Origin of the sequence: Rhodococcus sp. O3, from assembly GCF_048897285.1 — a bacterium.
Taxonomy (GTDB): domain Bacteria; phylum Actinomycetota; class Actinomycetes; order Mycobacteriales; family Mycobacteriaceae; genus Rhodococcus.
Window position 1 is genome coordinate 17,099 of the sequence record NZ_JBMBTE010000005.1, and the last position, 13,383, is coordinate 30,481.

At 68.5% G+C, this 13,383-nt stretch carries 12 protein-coding genes; 5 read left to right on the forward strand and 7 right to left on the reverse strand.

Features of this window, described 5'->3' with window-relative positions; genetic code table 11:
* Window positions 1–41: 41 nt before the first annotated feature.
* A complete protein-coding gene (locus ACN675_RS03080) occupies window positions 42–341 on the reverse strand; it encodes a hypothetical protein (protein ID WP_420749455.1) in 300 nt (99 codons plus the stop codon).
* Window positions 338–1,216, reverse strand: a complete 879-nt coding sequence (gene mca / locus ACN675_RS03085; protein ID WP_420749456.1) for a mycothiol conjugate amidase Mca — start codon at window positions 1,214–1,216, stop codon at window positions 338–340. The genes ACN675_RS03080 and mca overlap by 4 nt, the downstream gene beginning before the upstream one ends.
* A gap of 151 nt (window positions 1,217–1,367) precedes the next feature.
* Between mca and ACN675_RS03090 the strand changes: the two genes are divergently transcribed.
* Together ACN675_RS03090 and greA are read left to right on the forward strand one after the other, a co-directional pair.
* Window positions 1,368–1,802: a DUF4307 domain-containing protein gene (locus tag ACN675_RS03090; RefSeq protein ID WP_420749457.1), complete on the forward strand. Its 435-nt coding sequence runs from the start codon at window positions 1,368–1,370 to the stop codon at window positions 1,800–1,802.
* A 220-nt stretch (window positions 1,803–2,022) separates the two neighbouring features.
* Window positions 2,023–2,517, forward strand: coding sequence for a transcription elongation factor GreA (greA, locus tag ACN675_RS03095; RefSeq protein ID WP_197257236.1), 495 nt, complete (start codon window positions 2,023–2,025; stop codon window positions 2,515–2,517).
* Between the two features lie 86 nt (window positions 2,518–2,603).
* On the opposite strand, the gene ACN675_RS03100 is transcribed toward greA, so the two are convergent.
* Both ACN675_RS03100 and ACN675_RS03105 read right to left on the reverse strand, forming a co-directional pair.
* The gene (locus ACN675_RS03100; RefSeq protein ID WP_420749458.1) at window positions 2,604–3,962 is read right to left on the reverse strand and encodes an NlpC/P60 family protein; all 1,359 of its coding nucleotides are present in this window, start codon (window positions 3,960–3,962) and stop codon (window positions 2,604–2,606) included.
* Between the two features lie 214 nt (window positions 3,963–4,176).
* A complete protein-coding gene (locus ACN675_RS03105; protein ID WP_420749459.1) occupies window positions 4,177–4,815 on the reverse strand; it encodes a TetR/AcrR family transcriptional regulator in 639 nt (212 codons plus the stop codon).
* 44 nt (window positions 4,816–4,859) lie between these two features.
* Between ACN675_RS03105 and ACN675_RS03110 the strand changes: the two genes are divergently transcribed.
* Genes ACN675_RS03110 through ACN675_RS03120 form a run of 3 tightly spaced genes read left to right on the forward strand, consistent with a single transcriptional unit; the run spans window position 4,860 to window position 8,745 of the window.
* The gene (locus tag ACN675_RS03110) at window positions 4,860–6,617 is read left to right on the forward strand and encodes an alpha/beta fold hydrolase (protein ID WP_420749460.1); all 1,758 of its coding nucleotides are present in this window, start codon (window positions 4,860–4,862) and stop codon (window positions 6,615–6,617) included.
* The gene (locus ACN675_RS03115) at window positions 6,614–8,146 is read left to right on the forward strand and encodes an LVIVD repeat-containing protein (protein ID WP_420749461.1); all 1,533 of its coding nucleotides are present in this window, start codon (window positions 6,614–6,616) and stop codon (window positions 8,144–8,146) included. Before ACN675_RS03110 ends, ACN675_RS03115 begins: the two co-directional genes overlap by 4 nt.
* On the forward strand, window positions 8,143–8,745 hold the full coding sequence (locus tag ACN675_RS03120) for a DUF305 domain-containing protein (RefSeq protein ID WP_420749462.1): 603 nt from the start codon (window positions 8,143–8,145) through the stop codon (window positions 8,743–8,745). Before ACN675_RS03115 ends, ACN675_RS03120 begins: the two co-directional genes overlap by 4 nt.
* Before the next feature lie 20 nt (window positions 8,746–8,765).
* Here the strand turns inward: ACN675_RS03120 and ACN675_RS03125 are convergent, their stop codons facing one another.
* The 3 genes from ACN675_RS03125 to ACN675_RS03135 form a co-directional block, all read right to left on the reverse strand.
* A complete protein-coding gene (locus tag ACN675_RS03125; RefSeq protein WP_420749463.1) occupies window positions 8,766–10,652 on the reverse strand; it encodes an SEC-C domain-containing protein in 1,887 nt (628 codons plus the stop codon).
* A 64-nt stretch (window positions 10,653–10,716) separates the two neighbouring features.
* Complete coding sequence (locus tag ACN675_RS03130) at window positions 10,717–11,868, reverse strand: cystathionine gamma-synthase (RefSeq protein WP_420749464.1); 1,152 nt, start codon at window positions 11,866–11,868, stop codon at window positions 10,717–10,719.
* 102 nt (window positions 11,869–11,970) lie between these two features.
* Window positions 11,971–13,356 carry a cystathionine beta-synthase gene (locus ACN675_RS03135; RefSeq protein WP_420749465.1) on the reverse strand — a complete coding sequence of 462 codons (1,386 nt, stop codon included), beginning with the start codon at window positions 13,354–13,356 and terminating at the stop codon, window positions 11,971–11,973.
* Window positions 13,357–13,383 lie beyond the last annotated feature (27 nt).

A 13,383-nucleotide genomic window follows, 5' to 3' on the forward strand; every position in this document is an offset into this window, starting at 1 on the left:
CCTGCCACGCCGAGCGGCGTCGGGCTCGTGACAAGCGAGAGCTATTTGCTCTCGGACCCCTTCTTTTCGGTGCCCTCGACCTCCGACGTGGTCTTCTCCGTGCCCGGCGCGGTGGCCGCGCCCCGGTCGGTGCCCTCGTCGGCGGCCTGATCGGGCTCGGGATGCTCGGGCTGGAACGTCTCGGGCAGCTTCCCGATCCGCTTGTTCATGTTCCGGATGAGCAGTGCCGTTGCGACGAGCAGGACGACGATCAGCGCCAACCCGACCGGGGACGCCTTGCCGAACTCGGGGCCCGCGGGGTCCTGCGCCAGAACATCCGCTGCCAGCATGCCGATCGTCATCGCACTCGTCCGTCCTCGATGCCCGCGAACAGATCCGACTCGGGGATCACCGTGTGCACGCGGGTCTTGGCCAACTCGAATTCCTCGGTCGGCCACACCTTCTGCTGAATGTCCAGGGGAATCGCGAAGAACGATCCGTTGGGGTCGATCTGCGTCGCGTGCGCGCGCAGCGCGTCGTCCCGCTGCGGGAAGTAGTCGCCGCAAGTGATCTGGGTGGTCACGCGCGCCATGATGTCACCTTGTTCGGTGCGCCAGCGGTTGAGCCACTCCTCCATCGGGAAGCGTTCACCGCGCCGTTCGTACTCGTCGCGGAACAACTCGATGCGCCGGCGGATGAAGCCGTGCGAGTAGTACAGCTTGCGAACCTTCCACGGCTCGCCGTCCTCGGGGTGGTAGTCGGGATCGGCGGCCGCCTCGTAGGCGGCCATCGACACCTCGTGGCAGCGGATGTGGTCGGGGTGCGGGTAGCCGCCGTTCTCGTCGTAGGTGGTCATGACGTGCGGGCGGAACTCGCGGATGGCCTGGACGAGCTTGCGGGTGGGTTCTTCGAGCGGAACGAGCGCGAAGCAGCCTTCGGGCAGCGGCGGCTTGGGGTCGCCCTCGGGCAGGCCGGAGTCGACGAAACCGAGCCAGCGGTGCTGCACCCCGAGGATCCGGGCGGCCTCTGCCATTTCCTCGCGGCGCACCTCTTCCATGCGCTCGCGGATGCCCGGGACGTCCATGGCCGGGTTGAGGATGTCGCCGCGTTCGCCACCGGTCAGGGTGACGACCAGGACCTCGTTCCCCTCGGCCGCGTAGCGGGCCGTTGTGGCGGCACCCTTGCTCGACTCGTCATCGGGATGGGCATGCACGGCCATGAGCCGTAGTCCGCTCACGTGTTTCCTCCACCTCACCGTTGTGTGCTCTGTCCGACCGCGCGCCCGGCACCGCAGGCGGGGCACGTCGGTCCTTCCCCTATAGTTCCACCTGACCAGTCCTCCGTCAGCCGTGGCCCCGGGCCCGCGCAGCGGGCACGAAAGCAAAGTGATGAGCAACACCACCGCGAACGACAGATACCCGGCCGACCGCTACCCGACGGCCGGCGGTTCGCCCCGGCGCACCCGCAAGTGGCTTCTCGGTGCCCTCAGTGTCGCCGTCGGTGCGGCCCTGGCGTTCGTGGTGTACCTGCAGTTCGGCCGGTCGGAGATCGATTCGGAGATCATCACCTTCGAGGTCATCGACGATTCGACCGTCGATCTCCAGTTCACGGTGACCCGCCGGGACCCGTCGCAGGAGGCGGTCTGCGTGGTCCGGGCCCGGTCGAAGGACGGCCAGGAGACCGGTCGTCGCGAGGTGCTGGTCCCGCCGTCCGACAGCGGAACGGTGGTCCTGAATTCCACGGTGAAGACCTCGCAGCGCCCCGGTACAGGCGAGATGTACGGATGCAGCTTCGTCGTTCCCGAATATCTGCACACGCCCTGACCGAACAGCGGCTTTCCGTCCCCGGACCTGCCTTGGTGCTAGAATGGTCGGATACACGGTTCCACCCTTTGGGGCCGTGTATTGCTGCATAGTAGGCAGTACGGCTCCGTTCACCACACCCAGTGGGGGTAACGATCAGGAGCCCATGCTGTCGTGGTCGCTGCATGTGCGCGGCCTGTCGACGGAGCCGGGGGCTCCAACCCGAAGGAAGTGATCGAGGATGACCGAGACCCAGGGCACCTGGCTGACACAGGAGTCGTACGACCGACTCAAGGCAGAACTCGACCAGCTCATCGCGAATCGTCCCATCATCGCGGCCGAGATCAACGAGCGCCGCGAAGAAGGCGATCTCAAGGAGAACGGCGGCTACCACGCCGCCCGCGAGGAACAGGGCCAGCAGGAGGCCCGGATTCGCCAGCTCCAGGAGCTGCTCAGTGCCGCGAAGGTCGGCGTTGCGCCCACCCGGTCCGGTGTCGCGCTGCCCGGATCGGTTGTCACGGTGTACTACGACGGAGACGAGAGCGACAAGGAGACGTTCCTGATCGCGACCCGTGAAGAGGGTGCGCGCAGCAACGAGATCGAGATCTACTCGCCCAATTCCCCGCTCGGCGGCGCGCTGCTCGAGGCGAAGGTCGGCGAGACGCGTGAGTACGTCCTGCCCAACGGAGGCACCATGAAGGTGACCCTCGTCAGCGCGGAGCCGTACCACGGCTGATCGGACGGCCGTGTATCCACGGCCGGTCCTGTCGAACGCCCGAGAAAGGCCCCGACCGTGCGGTCGGGGCCTTCTCGCGTCCGGACTCAGAAGATCCTGCGGGCCTTCATGTCGGGGAAGACCGCGCCGACCCGGACGACGTCACCGGTCGTGGGCGCGTGCACCATCTGGCCGCCGCCGATGTAGATGGCGACATGTCCCGGTCCCCCGGCCTGCCAGTTGCCGAACAGCAGGTCGCCGGGCCGGGCTTGATCCAGCGGGATCTCCGTGCCGACGTGCCATTGAGTTTCCGAGGTGCGCGGCAGCACGATCCCGGTCGCGGCGTAGACGGCGTAGGACGTGAGCCCAGAGCAGTCGAAGCCGCCACTGGACGGACCGTTGATGTTGCCGCCGCCCCACACGTAGGGCAGGCCCAGGAAGCGGAATGCGAGGTCGACGACCTTGTTGCCGGTATCGGTGATGCCGGGCAGGCCCAGGCCCAGGAACGGCGACAGCAACCGGGAGAACGCCGCTTCGGTCGCGCGGATCTTCGCTACGTAGGGCTTGGTCTGGTTCTCGTAGTCGGGTGAACCCGACGGCATGCCGCCCGAGCGACGGACCGCGCCGATACCGGCGTTGTACGCGGCCAGTGTCAGGTCCAGGGTGTCGCCCTGCACCAGGCCGCGCTTCTTCCAGTCGTCGATCAGCTTGTAGTTGTCGCAGAGCAGCGCACCGGATGCCATCACCGGATCGGCGATGCCGAGGACGTCGGCGATCCCGTCGCCGTCCGCGTCCTTGCCGTACGCGTCCCACGTGCCCGGCATGAACTGGCCCGGGCCTTTCGCGCCGGTCGACGACACCGGCGCGGTGGGCCCGTAGCGGAAGCCGTTCTCGGCCGAGTACAGGGCGGCCAGTACGGGCGCGGTGATCCCCTCACACAGCGACCCGGCCTTCTTGAGCCACGGCGCGAAGACCGCGACGGCCCCGATCGGGGCCAGGCTCGTTCCGGGCAGGATCGCCGGGATCGACGGCAGCGTGATGCCACCGACGGTGACTCCGGCCGGAGCCTGCGCAACCGGCCCGGTCGCGACCGCGGGTGGCGGTGTCACCGAGAAGGGATTCGGTCGCGGCGCGGGAGCGGCGGGAGCCAGACCGGGCGGGGGCCCCGCGCTTTCCGGGGGTGTCACGAGGGCCGCGGCCGCCTCGGGCGGAAGATGCGGTTCGATCGCGGCCGCCACGGAGTTGGTAGCGTCCACGACCGCCTGTTGCGCCGCCGGCCGAACTGCTTCGGGCAGCGTCGCAACCATGTCCGATACCTGCTTGTCGACGCCGGGCGCGGACGCCTCGAACGATTCGATGACCTGTGAGACCTGGTCCTTGATCTCCGCCGGAATGTCGGCCCCCTGTACCAGGGCGCTTGCGGCCGTAGCCACTGCAACGATCACGGCCGACGCGTCGACTGACATACGCGAACTCCCCACCATCCATATTCGGAACGACTTCACCGTACGTTGTGATGTCGATCACCGGTGCCGTTTCACCACGTTCATATCACATATATGTAGGAACGTGTTTCAATAAGTCGGCTGATGTTCGACCACCCCCGGTACAATCCCGGTACCAGAGGTTACAGAAATCTCGCCCCGAACAGGGGCGACCGGCCGCGAAGTGCCGTGGCGCTCAGCCGGGAATGCCGGTGATCAGCGGCGCGATCGCCTCGCGGGCCACGGAGCGGGCGACCTCGATGTCGTCGAGGTCGTAGAGGGCACTGGGCAGCACGAGATAGCTGAGCGTCAGGCGGATGATCGCGTCGGCCTGGATGTCCGCGTCCGCCGCAGGCAGGACACCCTCCGCCTGACCGGCCACGATGCGAGCAGCGATGAACCGCCGGCCGAGTTCGAGGGGCGAGGGATCACCGGTCGAGAGCATCGCCACCAGGGTGGCACCGTGCGCCGGATCCGAGTTCCCCGCGATGAACCGACGGCGAAAGCGCAGGCACGCGACGAAGGCCGTCTCGATGCGTTCCACCGGATCGGTGACCGTGAGGAAGGCCGTGCCGATCTCTTCGAGGAACCCGCGCAGCGCACGCGCCAGCGCCGCCTCGAACAGCGCATCCTTCCCGCCGAAGCGGCGGAAGAGCGTCGCGCGGCTGACGCCCGAGCGCGCGGCCACGTCGTCCATCGTCGCGGCCCGGGTGCCGCGCTCGGCGAGTACGGCGAGCGCGGCGTCGAACACCCCGTCGTCCGCCTCCGGTGCCGACGACACCCGCTCGATCGCGCGACCGAAAAGACTGGGTAGCGGCGCACCGGGACGGGTCATCCGTCCACTATCGCACCTGAGACGATTCTGCTACCAATGATCTCATGACGAACGCGGTGGAGACACGCCCCGATGCCGAGACCACGCCCCTCGATCCGCCCCCGCTGGGTCCGGACTCCGTCGCCTGGTCGGTGTTCGGCGACCTGACGTTCGTACTCGGCGCCTCGCGGCGGCTGCTGATCGACGTGGCGCATCCGATCGTCGCGACGGGCGTTCGCGAATTCTCGGTCTTCGAATCCGACCCGTACGGGCGCGCCGAGCGCACCCTCGACATGATCATGGGCGTCGTATACGGACAGGAGGAGGCGCTCGCCACGGCACGCCGCCTCCGGGATCTGCATCGCTCGATCAAGGGCACGAACTCCGACGGATCACGTTGGAGTTCACTGAATCCCGAAGCGTTCCACTGGGTTCACGCGAGCCTGGTGCACGGTGTGTACACCCAGCAGAAACTCCTCGGGCGCGGCTGGCGGCCCGGCGAGGTCGAGCAGTTCTATCTGGAGATGCGTCGGGTGGGCCGGCTGTACGGCGTCCGGGAGCAGGACATGCCCGCCGACTGGGCGTCCTTTTGCGCGTGGTTCGAGGAGATGTCGGCGACGCGGCTGGAACGCTCGGACATCACCGACCGTGTCCTCGCGGTCGTCGGATCGCCGCAGCCTCCCCCAATCCCGCTGGTGGGCAACAAGTTCCTCTGGAACTACACCTCACGTCCGATCGCCGGACGGGTACTCACCCTGATCACCGGCGGTCTGCTGCCACCGGATCTGCGCGAGATGTTCGGCGTGCGCTGGACCCGGAGCCACGAGCTCGCCTTCACCGCGCTCGCCGCGACGTCGCGCACCGTGCTGCCGCGACTGCCCCGGGCCGTCCGGATGGTGCCGCAGGCGCGCCGGGCCCTGCGCCGCGCGGAACGCCGCACGCACTCGGATCCGCAGGCCCGGGTCGTCGACGTGCGCAGCGCCGACGGCACCCGCCTGCATGCCGAGATCCACGGACCGGACGACGCCCCGACCATCGTGCTGGCACACGGCATCATGTGCTCGACACTGTTCTGGCGCAACCAGATTCGCGACCTGAGCAGCGAGTTCCGGGTCGTCGCCTTCGACCATCGCGGGCACGGCCGCAGCGACGCTCCGCGCGCCGGCAACTACGAACTCGACCATCTCGCCGACGATCTGCAGGCGGTGCTTGCCGCGACCGTCCCGGAGGGCCGGCAGGCCGTCGTCGCGGGGCATTCGATGGGCGGCATCGCGGTGATGAGCTGGGCGCAGAAGCATGCGACAGACGCGGCGTCCCGCGTGTCGGCGGTCGCGCTGGTGAACACCACGCCCGGCGACATCCTCGACCACGTGCGGTTCCTCCGCGGCCCCGAACGCACTCTCGCGCTGCGTCGCCGGTTGGCGCAGTCGGTGGCACCCGCGGCAAGTCTCCCGCTGCCGCGTCGCCTGCCGCTGCGCCGGCAACTGCTCGCCCGCGTCGCGGTCGGTGCCGGCGCGGACCCGTCGGTCGCCCGCGAGGTCGACGCGATCCTCGCCGCGACCTCCGCGCGTGGACGCGGCGGCTACGGCGCACTGCTGGTGAACATGGTGACCGACGTCGACCCGGCGCACGTTCCGGTTCCGGCAGTGGTGATCTCGGGACGTCACGACCGGATCGCCCCGCCGGCGCGGGCGCAGGCGATCGTCGCGCGGCTGCAGCACCCACTGGGCCTGCACGAACTCGACTCGGGGCACTGCGGGCCGCTCGAACGCCCCGACGAGGTCACCGCGGTACTGCGCGACCTGCTGGAGGCCACGCGATGAGGCGCGCGACCAGGGCGGCGACCACGTTCGTCACTGCCACCGTCCTCCTCGCCGGTTCCGCCGTCGCCTCGGCGGAACCGCCGTCGGGATTCGACGAAGTCACCGGCGTGTGGCCCACCGCGGTCGACCCGGCGTCCTGCCGGCCGGGCGATCTGGTGGAGACCGGGATCCAGGGTGAGGTCCCGCTCGCGGACCGCACCTCCGGCCGCAGTACCGGCGGATACAACTGCAACATCGACCTGATCGGGCAGTACCAGGGCCAGGGTGCCGGTCCGATCAGCCCCACCTACGGCGATTGCGCGTATATCGCGTCGACCTTCCCCACCAATCTCCTCGGCGAGGACGCCGGTGTGCAGGTTCTCGACGTCAGCGACCCGGCGCGTCCGGTGCGCACGGCGGTGCTCACGGAACCGGCGATGGTCGGCGGTACCTGGGAATCGCTGAAGGTGCACGAGGGGCGCGGTCTGCTCGTCGGCACCGGCGTCGGATTGATCGAAAGCGCCGGCTACATCTCGGTGTACGACATCTCCGAGGACTGCGCGCACCCGCGGTTGCTGAACACGACCACCGGTTCGCTGCCGAACATGCCGGTGCCCATCACCACCCACGAGGGCGCCTTCTCCCCCGACGGCAACACCTACTGGGCCTCCGGGATCGCTCCCGGCTGGGTCAGCGCCGTCGATCTCACCGATCCCACGCAGCCGATGGTCGTGTGGGGCGGCCTCACCGGCGTCGCCGCACACGGCATGGGATTCACGCCGGACGGGAACACCATGTTCCTGTCGAATCTGGCCGGGATGACGATCCTCGACGTCTCGGCGGTGCAGAATCGTCCGCCGCGCACCGTGATCGGCCATCCGCTGCCGCATCTGGGTTCGAAGTTCTGGACCGACGGCCTGCTCAGCCAGCACAGCGTGTACGTCACGTACGACGGTGTGCCGCACATCTTCACCGTCGACGAGGGCGGCTCCGGCGGCGTGAAACTGTTCGACATCACCGAGCCGGCCACCCCGCGCTGGCGCACCAGCGCGAAGCTCGCGATCAACCTGCCGGAGAACCAGAACCGCTGGGCGTCGAGCAGCGCCGCGAACGGTGCCTTCGGTTACGACGCGCACTACTGCACCGTCGACCGCCCCGACGACCCGCGCGCGATGGCGTGCGGCTGGATCCAGTCCGGCATCCGGGTGTTCGACGTGACGGACCCGGACCGGTTCCGGGAGATCGCGTACTTCAACCCGCCCGCGCAGACCGGGAAGAACCTGCAGTTGCCGAATTCGCTGCACGCGACGCTCGGATCGATCGCGGCCCCGCCGATCATCGGCACTCTCGCCGTCGCCCGCGCCATCCTGCAGGGCGAGACCGGAACCGACGGGATCGTCAACGAGCGCAGCCGGCTCGTCGGTGGTGACCTGTCCGCCGACTGGTGTCTCTCGCCACCGGAATTCCACGGCGACAAGCTGTATGTGACGTGCATGGACAACGGGTTCATGGCGCTGCAACTGGATCCGGCGGTGTATCCGCCGCGATGAGCACGACGCGTCGCACCACGCTGGTACTCGCTGTGGCCGTACTGTGCCTGACGCTCGGTGTCGTGGTCGGACGGTTCACGTCCGGCGGCGACACCGATCCCGGCACCGCGACCGCGACGGTGGCGCTCACCGACGGCGACATCGCGTTCGCGCAGGCCATGTCGGTGCATCATCAACAGGCGATCACCATGGCCGACATGCTCGGCCGGGACGTCGCACCGGACGTGCGCGCGCTCGCCACGCAGATCCGTACGTCGCAGTGGCAGGAGATCGGAATCCTCACCGGCTGGCTGGAACTCGCGGGTGCACCCGTCCAGCCGACCGGGCACGACCATCTCGGCATGCCGGGCGTCGCGACGAACGAGGAACTGACCCGCCTGCACGACGCGACCGGCACGGAGCGCGAAATCCTGTTCCTGCAGTTGATGATTCGCCATCATCAGGGCGGGATCGACATGGCGGCGGATGCGGCGCACGCGACCGCGGTGCCGGCCGTGCGTACCCGTGCGACCGCGCTCGTCGGCGAACAGCATCAGGAGATTTCGCTGATGACCGTGGCGCTGGACGCGCGGGGAGCGGCCGTCCTGCCGTATCCGTGACCTGTGCCGGTGGACCTGTGTCAGTCGGTCTCGCCCGAGAAGGGGTCGACCAGCTCGGCGGGGTCGAGGTCCGGGTCGTCGAGGACTTCGAGCATCGCGGCCCGCTGCTCCTCGGCGATCCGCTGGATCTCGCCGACGATCCGCCATGCGTCGCCGACGGACACGAGGCGGGTCAGCAACAGTTCCCCTGCGCCGACCTGCCGGCTCGCGACACGGTCGCTGATCTCGACGGTTTCGCCGGTGAGCAGATCCCGCGCGGTCACCGACACACCCGGCTGCACCCGCTCGACCTCGTACAGTGAGCGCTTCGCCTCCAGCCACTGCCTGGCCAGGTCCAGTTCGTCCTCGGGAAGCAGGTAACCGCGCTGCTCGACGAACTCGGCGAACGCCCCGCACTCGAACAGCACCAGATCGGTGATCAGTGGATCGGCGAGCGCCTCGTTCAAGGCATCGGCGTACTCCTCGTCGAATTCGTCGAGGTCGGCAACACGATTCTCGGCGAGCGCGAACTGCACAACGGACCATCGCGGGAGGTCGGTGTGCATCGCGGCCTTCTGATACAGCCATGCGGCGCGCTCGGTGAGCGGGTGATCGGCCTTGCCGAGGTGGCACACCTTGTACTTGCGTCCGGAACCGCACCAGCAACGGTCGTTGCGGCCGAGGTCGGGCCGGTCGACGGGCCGGAAGAACTGCAGCAGTTCGTACAGGGGCTCCTCGTCGCCGCCTTCGATCCGGTCGAGGAGGGTGAGGCCGCGCACCGCGTCCCCGCGATCGGAGGCGAAGTGGGCGAGGTCGATCAGGCTCGGTACGAACTCGACATCGGCTCCGGCCGACTGCTCGTAGTGGCGCTCGGCATCCCGCATCCGTCCGTCGTATTCGGCGGCCCGCCCGGCGAACCAGTGCGCGGGCGCGGCAAGTTCGCGAGATCCGAAGGACAGCAACACTTCTGCCGCCTGCGCGAGTGACGTCGGCGCAAGTTCGTGTTCGATGACCTGACCCAAGGCCACTGCGGCGACGTACGGATCGGCGAGATTCCGGTACAGCCCCGCGCCGTGCTCGACGAACTGCGGGTCGAGCTCGTCACCGTCCTCGATCGACTCGACGAGCCCGACGAACATCAGGACGTCCGGAACGGCTTCCCGGTCGAGGTCGAGCTCCTCGGTATAGGCGGCGAGCCTCTGTTCGCGCATGTATTCGGCGAAGTCGAAACCGCGCGGCGCGATGACGTCCTGATATCGGTCGAAACCGGCGGCATCGATCCACTCGTTCAACGGAACGGCCGGTTCGGCGAATGCGGCCGGATCGGTCGCTACGAGACTCAGCAACACATCGTCGAGCAGAACCGGGAACTCGGTGTCGGCGCCGATACCGGTCGAAAGGTCGGGCCCGGCGGCGAGGTCGCCGTCGGCGCGGCGCCACCGCACGCGCCCGTCCGTCACGGTGAACGCCACCACGTCACCGGCCGACCACCCCGCGAACGATCCCTGCGGGAGCAGCAGGATGTCCTCGTCCGGAATGTCACCGTCGCCGACACCCCGCTCGACGAGGCTTTCGTCTTCCGGGTCGTTGAAGACGCACTCCAGGCGGTCCTCGTCCGGGTTGCCCCACACCGCTCTCGTCACCAGGCCGAACTCATCGGCTCCGGCCGCGTCCGCCGCGATCTCCGCGGCCGAGAGCCGATGGGTGAACACTCGCCCCTCGAGCAGCGTGTCGACGGCGACGTTGCGCCCGTCCGGAAGCAGGTCGAGGTACGGATGGTCGAGGTCGACGACCGCGTACCCCAGTTCGTCGGCGTCGCCGAATCCCTCGTCGGCGAGGTGCGCGGCGAGGTCGTCGTCGGTCAGCGGTCCGCGCCGACGGAGCACATCGAGTGCGGCGTCGGTGAGGGCGTCGAGGTCTGTGCTCACAACTGTCGATCGTACGGGTCCGCCGGCCGCTCGCAGGACGCAACCGACCGGCGGACCGTGTCGTCTATCCCAGCGCCTGCTCGATGTCCGCGAGCAGGTCGGCGGCGTCCTCGATGCCCACCGACAGGCGAACCAGGTCGTCCGGCACCTCGAGCGCCGAACCGGCGGTCGACGCGTGCGTCATCGCACCCGGGTGTTCGATGAGCGATTCGACGCCGCCGAGGGATTCGGCGAGCGTGAAGATCTCGGTGCGCTTGCAGAAGTCCAGCGCAGCCTCCCGGCCGCCGGCCAGGCGCACCGAGATCATGCCACCGAACCTGCGCATCTGCTTGGCGGCGACCGCGTGTGCGGGATGGGATTCGAGCCCCGGGTAGAGCACATGGCTCACGGCCTTGTGGCCGGAGAGCAGGTCGACGATCTGCTCGGCGTTGTCGCTGTGGCGCTCCATGCGCAGCGCGAGCGTCTTGATGCCGCGCAGCGTCAGGTACGCGTCGAACGGTCCGGGCACGGCACCGGCGCCGTTCTGCAGGAAGCCGAACTTGTGGTCGAGTTCCTCGTCGTTCGTCACCAGCGCGCCGCCGACCACATCGGAGTGGCCGCCGATGTACTTCGTCGTCGAGTGCAGCGCGATGTCGGCGCCGAGCGTCAGCGGCTGCTGCAGGTACGGAGAGGCAAAAGTGTTGTCCACCACCAGCTTTGCGTCACCGGCATGCGCGACCTCGGCGATCGCGGCGATGTCGCCGATGTTGAGCAGCGGATTCGTCGGCGTCTCGAGCCACACCAGCTTGGTTTCGGGACGGATCGCCGCGCGCACCTCGTCGACGTCGTTGACCGCGACCGGCGTGTACTCGATGCCCCACTGGGTGAAGACCTTGTCGATGAGACGGAAGGTGCCGCCGTACGCGTCGTTGGGGATGACCAGGTGGTCGCCCGGGCGCAGCACCGACCGCAGGACGCAGTCGGTGGCGGCCATGCCGGAACCGAACGCCCGTCCGTAGGTTCCGTTTTCGAGTGCGGCGAGGTTCGCTTCGAGCGGTCGCCGCGTCGGGTTGCCGGTCCGGGCGTACTCGAATCCGTTGCGCATGTTGCCGACGCCGTCCTGCGCGAACGTGGAACTCGCGTAGATCGGCACATTGACCGCGCCGGTCTGCGGGTCGGGATCGTATCCGGCGTGGACGGCTCGGGTGGAGAATCCGTGGCTGTGCTGCTCACTCATGCGGTCCAGCCTATCGACATCGGAGACACCGCGGTCCGGTGACGTCGAAGACATCACCGGACCGCGACGTCGAAGACGTCACCGGACTGCAGTGTTCGTTCGTCAGGAACCCGCGCTGATGAAACCGAGCAGGTCGTGGCGGGTGATGACGCCGACGGGCTTGCCGTCGTCGATGACCATGAGCGCATCGGTGTCACCGAACGCCTTGGTCGCGGCACCGATCGACTCGCCGACACCGATCAGCGGCAGGGCCGGGCTCATGTGCTCGGCGACCGAGTCGGCGAGCTTCGCGCGACCTTCGAACACGGCGCTGAGCAGTTCCCGTTCGCTGACGGACCCGGCGACCTCACCGGCGGTGATGGGCGGTTCCGCGCCGACGACCGGCATCTGGGAGACCCCGTATTCGCGGAGGATCTCGATGGCGTCGCGCACGGTCTCCGACGGGTGGGTGTGCACCAGGTCGGGCAGGTCGCCGGACTTGGCGCGCAGCACGTCGCCGACGGTGGAATCGTCGGGCTTTCCGTCGAGCGGCGAACGCAGGAAGCCGTAGGACGCCATCCACTTGTCGTTGAAGATCTTCGACAGGTAGCCGCGGCCACCGTCCGGAAGCAGCACCACGACGACTGCGTCCGGGCCCTCACGCTCGGCGACCTTCAGGGCTGCGACGACCGCCATGCCGCACGAACCGCCGACGAGCAGGCCTTCCTCGCGGGCGAGCCGCCGGGTCATCTCGAACGAGTCGGCGTCGGAGACGGCGATGATCTCGTCGGGGATCGACGGGTCGTATGCGCTGGGCCAGAAGTCCTCGCCGACGCCTTCGACGAGGTAGGGGCGACCGGTGCCACCGGAGTACACCGAGCCCTCGGGGTCGGCGCCGATGACCTTGACCTTCCCTCCGGACACCTCCTTGAGGTAGCGGCCGGTGCCGGTGATGGTGCCGCCGGTACCGACACCCGCGACGAAGTGCGTGACCTTGCCGTCGGTGTCGCGCCAGATCTCCGGGCCGGTGGTTTCGTAGTGGCTTTCCGGGCCGCCGGGGTTGGAGTACTGGTCGGGCTTCCAGCCGCCGGGCAGTTCACGGGCGAGACGGTCGGAGACGCTGTAGTAGCTGTCCGGGTGTTCCGGCGGAACCGCGGTCGGGCACACGACGACCTCGGCGCCGTACGCCTTGAGGGTGTTGCGCTTGTCCTCGCTCACCTTGTCGGGGCAGACGAACACGCACTTGTAGCCGCGCTGCTGCGCGACCAGGGCCAGGCCGATGCCGGTGTTCCCGGAGGTCGGCTCGACGATGGTGCCGCCCGGCTTCAGTGCGCCGGACGCCTCGGCGGCGTCGATCATCTTGACCGCGATGCGGTCCTTCGAGCTGCCGCCGGGGTTGAGGTATTCCACTTTCGCCGCGACGAGCGCCGAGCCCGGCTTGACGACCGAGTTGAGCTTGACGAGGGGGGTGTTCCCGATCAGGTCGACGACGGTTTCCGCGATGCGCATGGCTCCATGTTCTCATTTCACTATGTG